This is a genomic window from Bythopirellula sp. (assembly GCF_041737835.1).
Lineage (GTDB): Bacteria > Planctomycetota > Planctomycetia > Pirellulales > Lacipirellulaceae > Bythopirellula.
Genome location: NZ_JBGSQY010000046.1, coordinates 1 through 18,106, shown reverse-complemented (window position 1 = coordinate 18,106; position 18,106 = coordinate 1). Strand labels below are relative to the sequence as shown.

Genomic DNA, 18,106 nt, shown 5'->3' with positions numbered 1-18,106 from the left:
AACAATTCTCACCCTGTAAAATACACATAAGCTGCCAAGATAATGACGAGCAAACCCACCGAAGTTGCCAAGTCGAGCCCCGACCAGCTTTCGCGGGTTTTGTTTCGATCCGCTTCGGAGAGCGTACCAAAGGTTAAACCCGAGATGCGTTCGTAATCGGGTTTTTGCGTCAACATGCTCACGATGATCATCGCGGCAGCGCTCACCAGAAAGATCAGCAAGCTGAAATACTGAAAGTAAATCTTGTTAACAATCCACAGCAGCGAACCTTCCGTGTACTGGAAGTCAGCCCAAATCTTGGGAGGCGTATCCACCGCCAAGCTAAAAACGCCGAGCGCAAACCCCACGACCAGCGCCGCCAAACAACCTTTGGCGTTGAGCCGCTTCCAGAAGATACCCAAAAAGAACACCACAAAAATCGGCGGGGCCAGATAGCCCTGCACGGATTGCAAGTAGTCGTACAGGCCTTTCGAGCCTTGGATAATCGGGATCCAAGCAAATCCGACAAGCACCATCACGACAGTTGCTATACGCCCGACACGCACCAGCTGTTGCTCGGACGCTTGGGGATACCTTTTTTTGTACAAGTCCATCGTGAACAACGTCGAGCAAGCATTGAACACGCCGGCCAACGAACTCATGAGTGCCGCCAATAAACCGGCCACGACCAATCCGCGCATTCCCACCGGCAAAACGTTCTTGACCATCATCGGAAACGCCTTACCGCTTTCGGCGATCTTGATCGATTCCTCGGGCACCAACATTTCGGCGAAGTTCATGTCCTGAACTTCGCCCGTGCTTGATTTCAGAATCAGTGCCCAGCAAATCAACCCCGGCACGATAAAGATAAATACCGGCAAAAGCTTTAAGTAGCCGGCAAAAATGCTGCCGCGTCGTGCCTCGGTTTCGTTGGGCGCTCCCAGAGTTCGCTGCACGATATATTGATCGGTACACCAATACCACAAACCGATAATCGGCGCGCACAACAACATTCCCAGCCACGGATAGTTGCCGTTGAAGTACCACGCTTGGCTCGTCAACTCCCCTTGATCGTTGTGGGTTTCAACCGGCGACCATTCGACCGGTAAACCTTCGGGGACAATCGGCTTCCAGAGATTGAACATCTCGCTGCCAACCGTTTCGCGTAGCTCACCCCACCCGCCAACTTTTTCTAGGCCATAGTAGGTCACCATCGCCGAGCCAAGAATCAGAATAAACGTTTGCAACGCTTCGGTATAAGCCACGGCCCGAAACCCACCGAGCGTGGTGTAAATACCGGTGAAAGCCAGCACCAAAATCGAACCCAGCCAAAAGCTATCCAGTGGCCCCAGTCGCATTTCCGGCAGCAACACCGCAAACACAACACCACCGGCAAAAATTCCGACGGCAATTTTCGTGACCACATAAGCCACGAGCGAAATGATCGAAAGCACATACCGCGAGGCAGGTGAAAAACGTCGTTCCAAAAACTCCGGCATCGTGAAGACTTTAGACCGGGCATAGAACGGCACCATGACCCAACCCAGGACCAACAAACACCAAGCGTGCAACTCGTAATGAGCCAAGGCCACGCCGTCGGTGGCACCCGAGCCAGCCAAGCCGACCAAATGCTCCGAGCCGATGTTCGAGGCAAAGATCGATGCTCCCACAACGAACCAGCCCAGGCTCTTCTCGGCCAGGAAAAAGTCAGCAGATGTATTCTTGCTCTTGCTGATCACCCACCAGGCAACCCCCAACAACAGCGCGAAGTAACAAGCAATCACGATCCAATCAAGCGATTCCATGAATGACCTTTCCGTCGATTCAGAGAAGAATAAGACAAGCACCGCCAGCTAACTTGGCGGGTGATTCGTAATTCACCACTGTAATAGGGCGACTAGCGCAATTCCAGACGCACGGCCGAGAAAAATACCCTCGAAAACGCAGCGTATGTTTTCATTTGCGCGAGATTAGAATTTGTCACGCGATACACAGCACAATTGCGCCACACTCTGCCGATTGGGCGAAATAATCCGTCTGTCATTCTGAAGAAGCCTTAGCGACTGAAGAATCTAGCCTCTATCAGTCAAAGGCCGAGAAATCAATCCTTCAGCTTGCTAAGCGTCACCGGCCCCAGCAGCCCCGCCTCGCGCACGGGCCAGTTCGTCGCATCAAATGGCTTGTAATCGATCCCCACGAAGTTGATATCCTCAAAGATTCGCCACTCAACACCGCGGCGATCCAAATCGCGAATCCGATTCGCCGCGACATTGGTCACTTCCACCGTTAACGTGTTGTTAGCTTCAGTAATTTCAATGGGAATTTGAAACGGCTGGGCAAACAACACGCCCAATTCCTTCCCACTTAGAAATACCCGGGCACTGTCGGCCACTCGACCTAAATCGAGCAAATATCTTCCGGACCTTAAACGCGGCAAGGATATTGTGTACGCGGCGGTCCCAGCAAACTTCGATCCTGCTTCCCCCGCCAGTTGCGTCCACGTTGCTAACCGGCTGGTTTGAAACGCTTCCGGCAACTCCGGTCCATCAGCAACAAACCTCACGTCCCATTCACCATCAACCACCAAGGGCTTGCCATCGATCTCCTGATACTGCCACGGCTCGGCGCTCACCTCATGATCGAACGTCCGCACAAAAACGGTTTCTTTCGGGGCAAGCTGCACGCGAATAAAACCATCTTTGAGTGCTGGCTCGCCGATCTCGCCGGTCATAGGGTTCATCAACACCGCACTTTCCCACACAAACGGCGCTGCAAATCGAATGTCACAGTTATGCTCCCAAACATTTTTCAAAAAATAACACCAACCATCCGGCATTCTACGTCGAATAGTTTTCAATACCTGTCCGTCGGCATCAGTATCGGAATTGATATTACCCGCCTTGATAAGTCCCCATAGATCCCTGTTTACTAAAGCATAATCGCCCATATCTGCTATCGCCGCGGCGAACTCACGCTTCTTTTCCTCGTTCAACAGCCCCGGTGGGCTCGCCGGCAACTCTCTCCAAAACAGAACACGGCCTCCTGCTTTTGCCAGCTCCTTAAGTTTTATCAGTGTTGCCGTTGGCAAGTACTTTGCATCGGGAATCAAAATCGCTTGATAACTGGATCCTTGAGTTTTGATCTGATCGCCAACAGCTTCACACTTTTGAAGCTGACGATCAGAGATGTAATCAAAGCTGATTCTCATGTTATCCAGGTACTCAGCCGCTTCACCAATCGGCTGATTGAAAAACCAATCCTTGGAATTGTGAACACGAAAATCCTTCCGCAAGCCCTTCGCATCGTGCCACACGTCGTGAATCGGCCAATACACCAGCAAATCGTTTGATGGCTCGCCGGCTTGTAGCATCGCCTGACAGCGAGCAACATAGGCGTTGAGCGCTGGAAAATCCCGCCAGATCGGATTCTGTGGATTCAGTTGCGTCGACGCGTAAAACAACCAACCAGGCCACACAGCTTCGGCGGGGGAATACGCCGTGCCGTGATAAATCACGTGATTCACTCCCGCGAGCATCTGCTGATCGATTCGCTCTTTCAACTCGGCCAACGTCACATGGAAATGCTCGTCGAGCCAAGTCCCCGTTTCCGCGGCCACCAAATTCTTACCCGCAACATGCGCCGCGGAACTTGCAAACTTCTGAATCAATGGATCAGCGTCGTCATCCTCCAACCGGCCAAACGATTCCGTCTCGGGAATATCGCTCTCCGCGTATAAGTCGAGCCAATTCCCCGGCGAACCATGCGCCTGATTCCGCGCAACCTGCCCCCGCCCATGCGACCACTCCACCCACGGCACGATCAATTCCTCAAGCACCAAATCGCTGAGCGTCTCGCGGTAATCGCCTTTCACCCGCGCGACCGTCTCGGGATCGCCTTCGCCGGCAAGTTCCTGCCAATGATCTTCCAATCGATACCCGCGCGCTTGAGCGAATTTCGAGAGGAGTTGATCACTCCAATCGCCGTCGTATTCAAACGAATCTTGAAACGACGCCCGAATCAAATCGTTGGGAAGTGATGCAGTTTTCTTCCCCCAGTCGTTGAGATAGTGCTCGACCGAATCCCGCGAAAACGGATTGATCGTATAACCCTCACCCCCAGGCGCAGGCCGTTTCACTTTTTCACCCAACAATCTCCCAGCCGCTCGCGGCTTAGTGCTCTCCCACACAGCATCACTCTCAGCAAGCATTACATCCGGGCCTCCCATCCGCCACCCGGAACCCGACGGCAAATCCACACCCATCCCCAACCGCTTAGCCTCTTCAACAGCAAAGGTCACCGCGTCCAGCCATTCAGGCGAAAGATAAGAAAGCTGCCGACCGTCGGTCCCTTTCACGCCATAGATGCAGGTGATCTCCACGCCCCCCAACCCCGCGGCAGCGTATTCCTCCAAGCACAGCGTAATATTTTCGCGATCCACCGCCGACCCATGCCACCACCACCGCGTCCACGGCTTGGCCGTTTGTGTGATCTTTGGCCATGCCACACCTTCAGCTGAAGCATGGCGGACTAGACCTAGCGCAAAACATAGCATTAAGAGCCAAACAAAGTGCTTCATATCGTAGAGTACGTTTGGCACAGCGAAGAAAAGGAATCCGTACAGTCAGTTTACCATGATTGCCACAGGCGGAAAGTTACTTACATTCAAGATAACTGACCTCGTTCAATGCCCGAATTCACATCAAGAGCTAGATATTTCGAATGAATCTCCATGTCCTACTGCTGTCATCACTGCTGACCATGCCAGTATTGGCTCAGTCCGCTTACCAAACCGTGGGTGTCGTTGACAAGCTCCCCATTTTTTACGAATCCATGACCAATCGGCTTGATTTTCCGTTGGCTTGGCCCCAACAGCATGGCAAATCATTTGACGTCTGGCACCTTGAAGCACAAAAAAAGGTCCGCTCAAGTTGGTTGTCCACATTGCCTGTACGAGACTTTGATCCACAAATCCTCGCCAGCAAAAAGTGCGATGGCTACACGTCGCACAAAGTTGCTTTTAACATCTCGCGCGATAGCCGGGCGCTCGCTTACTTGCTGGTCCCGGCAGGAGAAGGGCCATTTCCGGCCGTACTATTGCTTCACGACCATGGTGCTGAGTTCCGAATTGGCAAGGAAAAAATGGTACGGCCGTGGGAGGTGCCTAAAGAAAAAGTCTCGCTGGCGGAAGAATGGGCCGACAAATGCTACGGCGGTCGTTTTGTTGGCGATGAACTCGCCCGGCGTGGCTATGTTTGTCTGGCGACCGATGCACTCAATTGGTCCGGCCGCGGCGGAGGAGGCTATGAAAACCAGCAAGCCCTCGCGTCGAATCTCATGCAAATGGGGATCAGCTATGCAGGCCTAATATCGCAAGAAGATCTCCAAGCCGCTGAATTCCTGGCTTCACTTCCCGAAGTCGATCCTATACGAATCGCAGCACTTGGCTTCTCGATGGGATCGAATCGCGCATGGCATCTCGCCGCGATGTCGGATCGCATTACGGCGGGTCTCTGCCTCTGTTCGATGGCAAGTTTGCCCGAGCTGATGGTTCCCGGCACCAACATCACACAAGGTCAATCGTCATTCACAATGCTGCATCCCGGGTTGTCGCTTTCGCTCGACACGCCCGACGTCGCGAGCATCGCCTGCCCCAAACCGATGCTGTTTTATAACGGCCGCCAAGACACGATCTACCCCGTCCCCGCCGTCGAAACAGCATTTCAAAAAATGCGAGCCGTCTGGGAATCACAAAACGCGAGCGAAAGACTGGAAACCAAACTTTGGGACGTGCCGCACGTGTTCAATGTGGAAATGCAAGACGAAGCGTTCGCGTGGCTCGGACAACAACTTGAAACCAAACGTTAGCCGGCAGCGTCCCGCTGCCGTACACGCGTTGATCTACTACTCCACCAAAGTCCCGACCAACGGCGCCGCCATCTCGCGCTGCAATTCATCAAGCCGTCCCTTATCCGCGCCACCGTTGAACACGAAGAAGCGATATTCAGAAACAAACGGCTTTTCGGGAACAATCTCAAACTCGCCCAATACCGACGGCGACCAACAAAAGTACGGCATGTCAGGATGCAACCGCACGGGCTGGGGAAAGCGAAAATTCTTCGCCGACTCCATCCCCGCCACGGTGTAGCTCTTGTCGTCGACATCGCCCGTGATCGCCGTCCAGAGCGGCCGCGTGTGGTTGCCACTTTCGCGGTCCTTACCTTCGCTCGTGAGAAACTCGGCCTTGCCGAACGACCAACTCCGCGCGCCACGGAAGGCCATCCCGCCGTAGTGATATTCATTGAGATGCAGCAGATCATCCGTCGCACATTTGAGGGTCGATCGCACTTCAATCACGTGCGGATCGACCGAATTAAACACGCGAATTCGCCACGCTTCGTCGAGGATGGGATCGCTTTTGCCATCCGCAATAATTTGCGAATGTTTAAGTTCAACATTGAGCTCCCCAAAGACGGGGCCGTTGAGCATATCCACCACGGCAAAATGCTCGACGACGCCTTGCTGCTTCATCGAGTTCCAGAAATCGATTGGCTTACCACGAAAGACGCTATCGACCCAGGCGAGCATGATGCCATGTTGATGCGGATGCTCGGGCGGGAAATCGTCGCTCACAATCGTGCCATCCGGCGCATATACAGGATGAATAAACCCGCTTCGTCGACACTCCGCGAAGCCTTCGACAAGACACTCTTTCAGCGCAGCGTTATAAAGCAGTACCGGCTTGCCGTGCACGGTGATTTCGTAATCTTTGCCTTTGGGCAAACATTCCACCTGGGGGGTGGACGCCTCGAGCGTCGCGTCGATTGTTATCTGATACTTGCGTATTTCATGTGCAGGCAGCACCTTGTCGAGTATCCCCAGCATCCGCGACGGATTCGACGGATCACGCTGCACGATCAGTCGCGCACCCTCTTCGTTGATGAGCGTGACTGTCTTGATTTTCGCATCGACTTCCGGCGGCGCGGGGATTTCGAAGATCGTCCCGACGGGGTGAGTTGTGTCACCGGCTGAGAGTTCAACGTCGGCGGCGTACACGGATGGTGCACCTAGCACGAGAAGGCTCAAGAAAATGTTTAACAACTGTTTTGTCATTCCGAGAATTCCAACCGTGCTGACACTACAAACTAGGTCCTTCAGTCGCTTAGGCTCCCTCAGGATGACGTAATTTACCTCTGCTCCCTCTGCTTTCTCCTGTAAAATCTCACAACCGCGGCAAAGTCAAACCACCGTCGACCATAATCACGTTCCCCGTGGCGTAGGCCAACTCGCCGCGTGCGAGCACACCCACCGCGCGGCCGACATCTTCCGGCGTTCCCCAGCGAGGATCGACCGTCAGACCCTCGGCAATCAGCTTGTCGTATTTCTCGACGACGCCACTCGTCATGTCCGTGCGAATCACGCCGGGGCGGACTTCGTAAACTTGAATCCCATACTCCGCAAGCCGCGCGGCCCACAACTGTGTGGCCATGGCAACCCCCGCTTTGCTGATGCAGTAATCGCCGCGGTTGACCGAAGCCACGGTCGCGCTGACCGAGGACACATTGACAATCACGCCAGCAAACTTGCCGTCGGCTTGATGCTGCTCGATCATCCACTGCGCCACAAGCTGTGTGAGGAAATACGGCCCGCGGAGATTGATACTGATCAACCGATCAAAACTCTCCTGCGTGGCATCCAGCAAGTCAGCCCGCACGTCGGGAGCCACGCCGGCGTTGTTCACCAGGACGTCGAGTCGCCCGAATTTATTGCGAATCGCCGTCACCATGTGTTCTCGCTCCGCCGCATCAGCAACATCGGCTAGGCAGTAAAGCACCTCAGCACCTAGTTTCTTAAGTGCATCAACCGCTTCCGCAACATCAGCCTCTGCACGGCGGCCATTTACGGCCAAGCTAAAACCATCACGCGCGAGTTGTTGCGAGATACCAAGACCGATCCCCCGCGTTCCACCAGTCACGAGGGCCACTTTTTTCGTTGATACAGCCATGGCAAATGTTACTTCGTTGGTCCAAAGAACGTGTAATACGGTTGGCCCGTGGCTTCACGCTGAATCATCAGCGCCAGCTCGCGCGCATGATAGTCGCCCCACATGCACGCCTCGCCGCAAGGTATCTTCTGTCCCGGTGGAATGTAATCCCAGCCATTGGGCCGATGATAAACCGAGTGCAACAGCAAGCCTTCGTGCTTCACCTCACTGGAAAGATACAAATCAGAAAGCAGAGTGTTAGCAACGGTCAACCCCGCCTGCCGGTATTGATTCCCGCTAGCGTTTTCGCCGCGAGCGATGAGATAGTTGCCCAGCCGCAACAAGCCCTGCGCGCCAATCGCCGCCGCCGAGCTATCCACCGGTTCAAAGTCATTAAATGGCTCCGCCGGTCGAGCGAGATAACCCCCCATATGCGCAAGACCCGGTGCCCCGGTGTCCCAATAAGGGACACCGCAGATCGGCGTGTACTCCAGATAAAAATCACACGTCGCCCGCGCCGCTTTTAAGAAAATTGCTTCGACACCAGCGCGGCCTCCCACGGATTCGAGTTCAGCATCCGTGCGGGTTGCGAGCCATTCCAATTCTTCGGCAAAGCCAACCATCGCCCAAGCCAAGCCGCGCGTCCAAGTGCTGAACGCCGAGTAGCCTTGCTGCGTCGAAGGGCAACGATAGTCGCCGTTATTAGTGTTGAACACCGACTCGTGCGCCGTTCTGCCGCGAATGTCATACGCATCGCGAGCTTCGCCGTACCATACGTTGTACTTCGCTGTATTCGCTGCGTGTTCCACCAATCGTTGCAGTAAACTGATCTTCTGGTCACGTTCGCCCATCAACGCGTGACCCAACTGATGCGAGACCGCCAGCGCCCGGCACGAGCGAATCGTATCGACAAACAACGATTGCGGACCGTTGAACGAATAGATATAGCCAATGCCCCCCGCCGCCGGTGACGTGTTCGACCACCGCGCAGCCTGCACGGCTCCGGTGACCTTGAGCGCGAGTTCATAAAAATCGCGTTCCCACGCATCCTCTGGCAAGCGGCCTTCATTCATCAGCCGCCAGAGATTTCCATAGGTGCTAACATTATTAAAACCGTGATCGTGTACCCCGACGTGAGTCAAATGGGGAGCCATCACCTCCACGGTTCGCCGCCGACCAAGTTCCAAAAACTCTTCATCGCCCGTGGCATCGAATTGCAGAACCGCCGAGCCATATTGAAACCCTTGCGTCCACTCTGTCCAACCTTTGGCCGTGTACTTGCCCGCGACAGTGAATACAGGTGAAGCCGAACCAGGCGGGCAACTCTTTTCAATCGAGCGAATACAATTCGCCGATGCCGACCAGAAAACTTCTAGTCGTGGCAACAGATCGGCAGCCCGTAATTCATTATTGATTTCGATCATGCGCAGTTGTCAGCCTCAAAACTTCCGATCATAAACACCGCTGGCATCGTTCCAACGAATGACGTTCTTGAACTCTCGAATCCGCGTGTCGGCGTCGATCACCAAAAACTCCACGCCGCACATTTCGGCAAAGTCCTCGAAGTGTTCCGTGGTGAGTGCCTGACTAAACACGGGATGATGCGAGCCGCCGGCATGAATCCACGCCGCCGCGGCGGTCTTCAGATCTGGCCGTGGTTTCCATACCGCTCGTGCCACGGGCAATTTTTCGAGAGGCTTTTCGGGGGCCACAACGTCGACTTCGCTCAGCACCATGCGAAAGCGATTCCCCATGTCGACGAACGCCGCATTCACGGCGGGTCCGGTTGGCGTGTTGAATACCAACCGCACGGGATCTTCCTTGCCACCAATCCCCAGCGGATGAATCTCGCACGTTGGTTTACCGTCGGCGATCGTTGGGCAAATCTCGAGCATGTGCGAGCCCAAGCACAAAGATTCATCGCCGATTAAGTGATAGGTGTAGTCTTCCATAAACGACGTGCCCCCTTTGAGCCCCGCCGCCATGACTTTCGCGCTTCGCACCAACGCCGCGCCCTTCCAATCACCTTCCGCGCCGAAGCCATAGCCGTCGGCCATCAATCGTTGCGTCGGCAAGCCGGGAAGTTGTTTCAGGCCGTGCAAATTTTCAAACGTGTCGGTAAATCCCACGAAGCCGCCCGAGGTGAGAAACGAACGTAATCCCAACTCAATGCGCGCCGCGTCGCGCAGCGATTGCCGCCGTTCCCCCTTGGCCAACAGGGCAGGGGCCATTTGATACGTCGCGTCATATTCATCGCACAATGCATCGACGGAGCCATCGCTCATGCCGTTCACATGCTCAACGAGGTCCCCCAGCCCATAACCATTGACCGCATAGCCGAACTGCAATTGCGCGGCGACTTTGTCACCTTCCGTGACCGCCACTTCACGCATGTTGTCGCCGATGCGGGCAATCTTCGCGGTACGTGCATCAGCCCTAGCCGACGCTGCGCGGGTCCAAATTCCCAATTCGCGATGCACGCGATCTTCTTGCCGATGCCCAACCACGACTTTCCGCGGCAAACGCATCCGACTGCACATAAAACCAAACTCACGGCCGCCGTGGGCCGATTGGTTCAAATTCATGAAATCCATGTCGATCGTCGCCCAAGGAATTTCATTGTTGAACTGCGTATGCAAATGCACGAACGGTTTGTTGAGCACGCTCAGCCCGCCGATCCACATCTTCGCCGGCGAGAAGGTATGCATCCACGTAATCAGCCCGATGCACTTGTTCGCGCTGTTGGCTTCCTGGCAAATTTCGAGAATCGCATCGGGCGTTGTCAGCACAGGCTTGAACACCACCCGTACCGGGATATCGCTCGACTCATTAAGTGCTTTGGCAATTGTGTGCGAGTGCTGATCGACTTGCTTGAGTGTTTCCACGCCATACAAGTGCTGGCTGCCGGTGACAAACCAAACTTCATATTCCTTGAGATCAATCATATTTGCTTTCTAAAGTCTTATCGCTTGCGCTGGCCGTAATAAGCATCCGGCCCATGTTTGCGTTGATAATGTTTTTCCAAAACATAAGGTTCGAGTTCAGGCGGAGGATTCACCAACATGCGCGTCCCCCATGCCATCTCGGCCACCGCTTCGAGCGCGACGGCATTCTCCACCGATTTCGCTGCTGACGTTCCCCAAGCGAATGGCGCGTGGCCCGCCACCAGAACACCCGGCATCGCGTTAGGATTGAGCTTCTCAAACCGCTCGACAATCACATGCCCCGTGTTGGCTTCATAGGCGTCAGCGACTTCTTGTTCGGTCAGAGGTCGCGTCACCGGCACGGCACCATAAAAATGATCGGCGTGGGTTGTCCCCAAGCAAGGAATTTCCAATCGAGCTTGCGCGAACATCGTAGCATAACGGCTATGCGTATGCGTGATTCCCCCCACACGCGGAAAAGCTTTGTAAAGCAGCACGTGTGTGGGCGTATCGCTGGACGGTCGTAATTCCCCTTGCACAACTTTGCCGTCCAAATCAACGACGACCATGTGCTCGGGCCGCATCTGGCTGTAAGCCACGCCGCTCGCTTTGATCACGACATACTGACGATCCTCGCTCAACCCGCTGACGTTGCCCCAAGTGAGCGTCACCAAACCTTGGGCCACGAGATCGAGATTCGCCTGACAAACTTGTTCTTTGAGTGCCTCAAGCATGACCAGCTCCCTTGCGTGCGCGCTCGCGGATACGAATCAAATCTTTCATCACGCCAGCGAGCGAGCCCGTGAATTCCTTCGTGCCAAACGCATCGTGCAGCGTCTTGTAGATTTTGTAGAGTTCGCAATAGACGGCCACGTTCGCGGCAATTGGTTCGTAAACCGTTTCCTTCACCCCCGTCATGGCGGCTTGTGCGGCTTCCACGGAAGGATGCGCCCCCGCCGCCACGGCCCCAAAGATCGCCGCCCCCAAGGCACACGTTTGTGCCGAGCGACTGATCTTCATCGGCCGGGCACAGACGTCGGCGTAAATTTGCATCACCAGCGGATTCTTCTCGGCAATGCCACCGCAGTTGATCACCTGCTCGACCGTCACGCCATATTCTTCAAAGCGATTGATGATCGTCAGCGCGCCAAACGCCGTGGCCTCCACCAGCGCGCGATAAACTTCCGCCGCAGTCGTGTGCAAAGTTTGTCCAATGAGTAGTCCCGTGAGCAACGGATCAACCAACACCGTCCGATTGCCGTTGTTCCAATCGAGCGCGACCAAGCCGGATTCCCCCGGCTTTAACTTCGCGGCTGCTTCGGTCAGCTTCACGTGAGCTTCCGCCTCGCTGCCATAAGAGGCCGGCGTGAGACGCTTCACAAACCAATTGAAGATGTCGCCGACCGCTGATTGTCCTGCTTCGAGGCCATACATTCCCGGCATAATCGATTCGGGCACGATGCCACACAGCCCGGGTACATCGGGAAGTTTCTCGGTCATCGGCGCGGGCATGCAATCGCAAGTGCTGGTGCCCATGATCTTCACGAGCGTTCCTTTGCCGCAACCGGACCCCACCGCACCCATGTGGGCATCGAACGCACCCACGGCAACAGGAATCCCCGTCGGCAGACCAACTTTCATAGCGACTTCAGCAGTCAGTTTTCCCGCCTTGTGATTCGAAGCAACAGCTTTGGTCGAGTAACGGAAACGCGACAGACCTGGCTCGAGCGAATCCAAAAACTTGGCACTCGGCAAACCTTCCCACTCTTCGTGGTACATCGCCTTATGCCCGGCCGCGCAGATTCCGCGTTCGAGCTTGTCGGGATCGGTGTTACCGGTCACATAAGCTGGAACAAAGTCGGCTAGCTCGACCCATGAATAAGTCGCTTCCGCCACGTGCGGCGCGGTTCGCAGGCAATGCAAAATTTTCGACCAATACCATTCCGAAGAATAGGTGCCCCCACACTTGGCCAAGTAGGGATAGTTGCCTTCGCTCGCCTTGCGCGTGATTTCATCCGCCTCGGCGTGCGAGGTATGATCTTTCCACAGCCAAGCATGCGCGGCGAGCTCATTCTTGAACTTGTCGAGCATCGCCAGCGCCTTGCCACTTTTATCAACAGGAATCGGCGTGGAGCCTGTCGTGTCGACGCCGATCCCCACAACCTGATTGGAACTAAACCCTGACTTCGCACCCGCCTCCTTTACGGCTTGGCCCACCGATTGAAAAAAGCCCTCGATATAGTCGGCAGGATTTTGCCGCGCGAGGTTCGGGTCGCTTGGATCCAACAAGATCCCTGCTTCGCCGCTGGGGTAATCATAAACCGCCGAAGCAACTTCCTCGCCCGTGGCAATGTCAACGACCAGCGCCCGCACGCTGTTGGTTCCGTAGTCGACTCCGATGGCATATTGTTTCATGGCTGATCCGTGGCCTCTGAAAATTGATAATCCGAATTGCGTGACAAGTTGACAAAGAACTTCAACGAGTCCTTCAATCATTTCCTACTAACGCGCGGCACGAAAATCGCGAATTCTCATTATCTAATGACAATCGAGCGAACGGAAGCCAATATCCGGCGCAAAAAATGGTCCCTGCAACCGAAGTCACCACCGATGCGCTTTTCATGAAACTTTGACGATTGTTGCCAACGCGGCGGCCGACCGTTAAATTCAAGTCACGCTTTTTTCGATCTCTTCCAATGTCTGATCTAAGCTCGCTGAGTTATTAGGAGTTGCCGTGGTACGTTTCCTTTTCGCTTTGACACTGTTGGTTTCACTCTCCGGTTTCACCCAAGCCGAAGTCACGGTCGAGGACTTTGACAAAATCGAGTTATTCACTCTGAAGAACTCTGCGGGAATGGAGGTCGGTGTCACAAACTTTGGTGCGATTATTACCTCAATTAAGGTTCCGGACCGCGATGGCAAGTTCGCCGACGTCACACTCGGTTACGACAATGTGGCCGATTACATCAACGCGGTCGACAAGCCTTATTTCGGCGCCGTTGTCGGTCGCTACGGCAACCGCATTGCCAAAGGCAAATTTTCCATCGGCGACGAAGAGTACGAGCTTCCGATCAACAATCCCCCCAACAGCCTACATGGCGGCACGATTGGCTTCGACAAAGTCGTGTGGGATGCGGAAGTCGTGGGTGACAACGGTGTGAAACTCTCTTACCTGGCGAAAGATGGCGAGCAAGGTTATCCCGGCAATCTCAAAGTCACCGTGAAATACACTCTGACCGACGACAACGAAATCGTCGTCGACTACGCCGCCACGACCGACAAAGCCACGCCGGTCAACGTCACGCAGCACGCGTATTTCAACCTCAAGGGTGAAGGCGAGGGCACGATCCTCGATCACGAATTGATGATCAATGCCGACAAGTACACCCCCGTCGATGCAACAATGATCCCCACCGGCGAGATTGCGGAGGTCGAAGGGACCCCGTTTGATTTTCGTGAAGCGAAAGCCATTGGCCGCGACATCGAGCAAGACAACGAGCAACTCGAATTCGGCGGCGGCTACGACCACAACTGGGCGCTCAAGCGCGTGAAGCGCGGCGGCGAACTTGAACTCGCTGCGACTCTTTACGAACCCACATCGGGCCGGCTCTTGGAAATCACCACCACCGAGCCCGGCGTGCAGTTTTATTGCGGCAACTTCCTCAGCGGCAACTTGAAAGGCAAAAGCGGCAAAACTTACGTCCACCGCGGCGGGTTGTGCCTTGAAACCCAACACTACCCCGACAGCCCCAACCAACCCGGTTTCCCCGACACGATTTTGAACCCAGGTGAAAACTACGAAAGCCAAACCGTTTTCAAGTTCTCGACAAAATAGCCGCTGGCGGCTTAGCGCTCCACAATTCCCGCCTTTCTTTCACCCTAGAAACACCCTGACCGTTGGATTACACTCAATCGTTCAGGAACAGATTTGCCGGGCACAATTATTTGGGTTGGCAAGAACGCCAATCGTCGCAGGAGCACTTGCGTGGCTCGCAATATCGCTGTAGGTATCGATCTGGGCACCTCCAATTCCGTGGTCGCCTATCTCACGCCCGAGGGAGAAACCAAAGTTCTACCCAACTCGGAAGGGGAGACGCTTACCCCCAGTGTGGCTCTCTTCAACGACGATCGAGTGATCGTAGGCAAAGCTGCCCGTGAGGCCGGGGCTGATTTCCTCGACCGTACCGCCGAGTGTGCCAAGCGTGACATGGGTTCGGCACACTATCATCGCGCTATCGGCGGGCGAATGATCCCTCCCGAGGCCATCCAAGGTTTTATCTTGCGTAAGCTTCATCGCGATATTGCGTCGAAGCTTACTGATGAATGTGACGTCGTGATCACAGTCCCCGCGTATTTTGACGAAGGCCGACGCCAAGCGACGTTCGATGCTGGCCAAATCAGCGGTTTGAATGTTATCGATATCGTCAACGAACCCACCGCCGCGGCCCTTTCGTTCGGCCAAAGCCTCGGATACCTCAATACAAGTGGCCAAGCTCGCCGGCGGATGCGCGTTCTAGTCTACGACTTGGGCGGCGGCACATTCGACGTCACGGTCATCGAACTCAAAGGGAGCGAGATCAAAACCTTGGCCACCGATGGCGATGTTTGCCTCGGAGGCTATGACTGGGACCTCCGTCTTGTCGAGCATGCCAAGGAAGCGCTCATCGAAGCGTACCCCGATCTGCCTCCTTTCGACGAGCAGGCCAACTTTATTCTCCGCCGTCAAATGGAGTTGGTGAAACATCAATTGTCAGATACGCCCGCGGTGGAAGTGCGACTCAGCCACCTTGGTAGGATATTGAACCTCACTATCACGCGCGAACTATTTGAAGATTTGACCGCTGACCTATTAGAGCGCACAGCCTTCACTTCGCGGCAAACGATTCGCGATGCAGGCCTGACATGGTCCGACATCGACCGCATTCTCTTGGTCGGAGGTTCAACGCGAATGCCGATGGTCCACCACATGCTCAGAGACGTTTCGGGTAAAACGCCCGACGACGCCATCCATCCCGATGAAGCAGTGGCCCGCGGTGCCGCCGTAAGCGCCTTTCTCAGGCAAAAAGAGGCTTCACCGGCAAGCGACACGTTCGGCCTGCGCGTGACCGACGTGGCCGCTCACAGCTTGGGTATTGAAGGAATCGACGAGCGAACGCTCCGCAAAGAAAATATCACGTTAATTCCCAAAAACAGCCCACTCCCCGCGACGGTGAAACGCGAGTTCGTCACCAAGGAAGACAACCAGCGCAATGTGTTGGTGCGGCTTTTGGAGGGTGAAAGTAAACAGCCCGATCATTGCCAAGAACTAGGCCGGGCCCGCATTAACAATCTCCCAGTCGGGCTGGTCAAAGGAACCAAGGTCGAAGTCGTTTACAATTTTGACCGCAGTGGAAGGCTCTCGGTTGAAGCGCAGATCCCCGGCGTGGGGCGCGAAGCCAAAATGGAATTGCAACGAGTTCGCACCCTCCCCAGTGCGAGACTGCAACAATGGAAAAAAGTGATTTGCCAGGATGGTGGCTACTCTCAGTTCGAAGGGATCGCCCAAATTATCGATGCGGCTCTGATCGACAATACCCCAGAGGAACTCGAAAACGAGATCCTTGCCGTCCAGACTCAGGCTCCAAAGAATAACAAGCTTGACCCCGTGATCAACGAAGGGGCTCCTTTGGCGGCGTCCGAGGTGCTTAAATCCAACCTTCAAGAAAAACGCATCCTACCAACGGCCACGCGGCACGTTTCCAGCCGTCAAAAGCCTTGGTCAAATCTGGTCGGCCATATTCTGTTCTCAATCCTGGGGATTTTGTTAGGGCTCTTCATCGTCTGCCGGATGAACCCTAACTTGGTTGAATATTTGCCCGAATGGTTGGCATGGATTGGCTAGAGGCCCGGGAAAATAATCACGAGCATGGCAACGTCAGATACTGAGTTCGATCCCTATTACAAATGGCTGAGCATTCCGCCGGAGTTGCAGCCCCCGGATCACTATTGCTTGTTAGGGCTCAAACTTTTTGAAGACGACCGGGAGGTCATCGCGACCGCCGCGGACCGGCAAATGGCCCATGTGAAGACCTTTGCCGTGGGGAGGTACAGCCGCGAATCACAATCGCTGCTCGCGGAATTGGCGAAGGCCAAGCTATGCCTGCTCAACGCGCAGAAAAAAGCCGCTTATGATGCTCGATTGCTCGCGCAAACCACCTCCAGCGAGCAAGTCGCGACAATGGATGCGGCGCCTGTAAAGACAAAGGCGGTCCCCATTGCTAAACAGCCGGAACTGCGTCAGCCTTCTCCTCTAGTTTCATCAACGGACCAAAAACGTTCGCTCGACATCAAAGTCGATGCCGAGTTTTCCTCGATCAAATATCGCTCATCGAAACGCCCAGCAAGTAATCTTGTGCTGGGCTGGTATTTGTTGACGTTTACCTTGGCAATTGCCGGTTTTGGGATTCTTTGGTTGAGCCGAGATAGGCCACAACAATCACAAAAACCAAGCTTGGCGATATCTGTACAACATGGGAGTGAGAGCAATTCACGCCCCTGCTATTTAGACATAAAGATTGATCCACCGGCTATATCTGATACTCACATATCTATTCGCGTGTCAGGTACGGCGACTCATGGTTTGGACTACCTCTTGCCAGGGCAAAATCTAATTGGTCAAAGTTTTAGTATTACAATACCCTCCAATCAATCTTCAAAAAGAATCGAAATTCGAGCCATTGATGATGAAGTTGTTGAAATGCGTGAGGAAATCGAATTTAAGGTTCATGTGTCACAACCAACTACGACTAATACAAGAAATTCTGGCCAAGAATCTGAGGCAATCGTATTTATTGGAGACTCGGACACGGCTACTGTTGGAGTTTTTGGCAACGAGAATGCTCGCTGTTTCACCGCCCGTATATCCAAACCAAGCGATTCAAAAACAACAATTCAATATTCTTTAACTAGAAAAATTTCACGTGATGAATATGTGGATATTGGAGAGGTCACAATTCCCAAGGGTCAGTTGGCTTCCAAAAATATTACTATCAGAAATACTGACGCTGCCAGCATTAATATCTTGAGCGCGAATGGACTTCCAGGTGCGATAGCCCAGGACTTTCGGACAGTGGCGGGAGCCGGAATAATGGTTCTCGAAGGAGGTCCGATAGATGGACATACAAGCGAAGCAACAGCGGCCGACGTACAGCGATGAGTTTAAGCGAGATGCGGTGCGTCTGGT

General features: G+C 54.3%; 12 protein-coding genes. 4 read left to right on the top strand and 8 right to left on the bottom strand.

Annotated elements, in window-relative coordinates:
• Nucleotides 1-8 precede the first annotated feature (8 nt).
• Together AC6T8Q_RS14000 and AC6T8Q_RS13995 are read right to left on the bottom strand one after the other, a co-directional pair.
• Nucleotides 9-1,784, bottom strand: coding sequence for a sodium:solute symporter (locus tag AC6T8Q_RS14000; RefSeq protein ID WP_500679667.1), 1,776 nt, complete (start codon nucleotides 1,782-1,784; stop codon nucleotides 9-11).
• A gap of 296 nt (nucleotides 1,785-2,080) precedes the next feature.
• The gene (locus AC6T8Q_RS13995) at nucleotides 2,081-4,555 is read right to left on the bottom strand and encodes a glycosyl hydrolase (protein ID WP_500679666.1); all 2,475 of its coding nucleotides are present in this window, start codon (nucleotides 4,553-4,555) and stop codon (nucleotides 2,081-2,083) included.
• A 143-nt stretch (nucleotides 4,556-4,698) separates the two neighbouring features.
• Between AC6T8Q_RS13995 and AC6T8Q_RS13990 the strand changes: the two genes are divergently transcribed.
• Complete coding sequence (locus AC6T8Q_RS13990; protein WP_500679665.1) at nucleotides 4,699-5,844, top strand: dienelactone hydrolase family protein; 1,146 nt, start codon at nucleotides 4,699-4,701, stop codon at nucleotides 5,842-5,844.
• A gap of 36 nt (nucleotides 5,845-5,880) precedes the next feature.
• Here AC6T8Q_RS13990 and AC6T8Q_RS13985 read toward each other — a convergent pair whose 3' ends face one another.
• The 6 genes from AC6T8Q_RS13985 to AC6T8Q_RS13960 all read right to left on the bottom strand — a co-directional run bounded on the left by AC6T8Q_RS13985 (nucleotide 5,881) and on the right by AC6T8Q_RS13960 (nucleotide 13,299).
• Entirely contained in the window at nucleotides 5,881-7,089 is a 1,209-nt protein-coding gene (locus tag AC6T8Q_RS13985) for a DUF6807 domain-containing protein (RefSeq protein WP_500679664.1), read from the bottom strand.
• Nucleotides 7,090-7,198: 109 nt separating this feature from the next.
• Nucleotides 7,199-7,981, bottom strand: coding sequence for a 3-ketoacyl-ACP reductase (locus AC6T8Q_RS13980; RefSeq protein ID WP_500679663.1), 783 nt, complete (start codon nucleotides 7,979-7,981; stop codon nucleotides 7,199-7,201).
• An 8-nt stretch (nucleotides 7,982-7,989) separates the two neighbouring features.
• A complete protein-coding gene (locus tag AC6T8Q_RS13975; RefSeq protein WP_500679662.1) occupies nucleotides 7,990-9,384 on the bottom strand; it encodes a glycosyl hydrolase in 1,395 nt (464 codons plus the stop codon).
• A 15-nt stretch (nucleotides 9,385-9,399) separates the two neighbouring features.
• Nucleotides 9,400-10,905, bottom strand: a complete 1,506-nt coding sequence (gene araA, locus AC6T8Q_RS13970) for an L-arabinose isomerase (RefSeq protein ID WP_500679661.1) — start codon at nucleotides 10,903-10,905, stop codon at nucleotides 9,400-9,402.
• Between the two features lie 17 nt (nucleotides 10,906-10,922).
• On the bottom strand, nucleotides 10,923-11,618 hold the full coding sequence (locus AC6T8Q_RS13965) for an L-ribulose-5-phosphate 4-epimerase (RefSeq protein ID WP_500679660.1): 696 nt from the start codon (nucleotides 11,616-11,618) through the stop codon (nucleotides 10,923-10,925).
• Nucleotides 11,611-13,299, bottom strand: coding sequence for a ribulokinase (locus tag AC6T8Q_RS13960; protein ID WP_500679659.1), 1,689 nt, complete (start codon nucleotides 13,297-13,299; stop codon nucleotides 11,611-11,613). The genes AC6T8Q_RS13965 and AC6T8Q_RS13960 overlap by 8 nt, the downstream gene beginning before the upstream one ends.
• Before the next feature lie 319 nt (nucleotides 13,300-13,618).
• Between AC6T8Q_RS13960 and AC6T8Q_RS13955 the strand changes: the two genes are divergently transcribed.
• From AC6T8Q_RS13955 to AC6T8Q_RS13945, 3 genes are all read left to right on the top strand, one after another.
• Nucleotides 13,619-14,719, top strand: coding sequence for an aldose epimerase family protein (locus AC6T8Q_RS13955; protein ID WP_500679658.1), 1,101 nt, complete (start codon nucleotides 13,619-13,621; stop codon nucleotides 14,717-14,719).
• A gap of 150 nt (nucleotides 14,720-14,869) precedes the next feature.
• Entirely contained in the window at nucleotides 14,870-16,765 is a 1,896-nt protein-coding gene (locus AC6T8Q_RS13950; RefSeq protein ID WP_500679657.1) for an Hsp70 family protein, read from the top strand.
• Nucleotides 16,766-16,789: 24 nt separating this feature from the next.
• Complete coding sequence (locus tag AC6T8Q_RS13945; RefSeq protein ID WP_500679656.1) at nucleotides 16,790-18,079, top strand: hypothetical protein; 1,290 nt, start codon at nucleotides 16,790-16,792, stop codon at nucleotides 18,077-18,079.
• Nucleotides 18,080-18,106 lie beyond the last annotated feature (27 nt).

Excerpts from the sequence above, each read along its gene's own strand:
- AC6T8Q_RS14000 (WP_500679667.1), bottom strand. The coding sequence starts at position 1,784 with ATGGAATCGCTTGATTGGATCGTGATTGCTTGTTACTTCGCGCTGTTG.
- AC6T8Q_RS13995 (WP_500679666.1), bottom strand. The coding sequence starts at position 4,555 with ATGAAGCACTTTGTTTGGCTCTTAATGCTATGTTTTGCGCTAGGTCTA.
- AC6T8Q_RS13990 (WP_500679665.1), top strand. The coding sequence starts at position 4,699 with ATGAATCTCCATGTCCTACTGCTGTCATCACTGCTGACCATGCCAGTA.
- AC6T8Q_RS13985 (WP_500679664.1), bottom strand. The coding sequence starts at position 7,089 with ATGACAAAACAGTTGTTAAACATTTTCTTGAGCCTTCTCGTGCTAGGT.
- AC6T8Q_RS13980 (WP_500679663.1), bottom strand. The coding sequence starts at position 7,981 with ATGGCTGTATCAACGAAAAAAGTGGCCCTCGTGACTGGTGGAACGCGG.
- AC6T8Q_RS13975 (WP_500679662.1), bottom strand. The coding sequence starts at position 9,384 with ATGATCGAAATCAATAATGAATTACGGGCTGCCGATCTGTTGCCACGA.
- araA (WP_500679661.1), bottom strand. The coding sequence starts at position 10,905 with ATGATTGATCTCAAGGAATATGAAGTTTGGTTTGTCACCGGCAGCCAG.
- AC6T8Q_RS13965 (WP_500679660.1), bottom strand. The coding sequence starts at position 11,618 with ATGCTTGAGGCACTCAAAGAACAAGTTTGTCAGGCGAATCTCGATCTC.
- AC6T8Q_RS13960 (WP_500679659.1), bottom strand. The coding sequence starts at position 13,299 with ATGAAACAATATGCCATCGGAGTCGACTACGGAACCAACAGCGTGCGG.
- AC6T8Q_RS13945 (WP_500679656.1), top strand. The coding sequence starts at position 16,790 with ATGGCAACGTCAGATACTGAGTTCGATCCCTATTACAAATGGCTGAGC.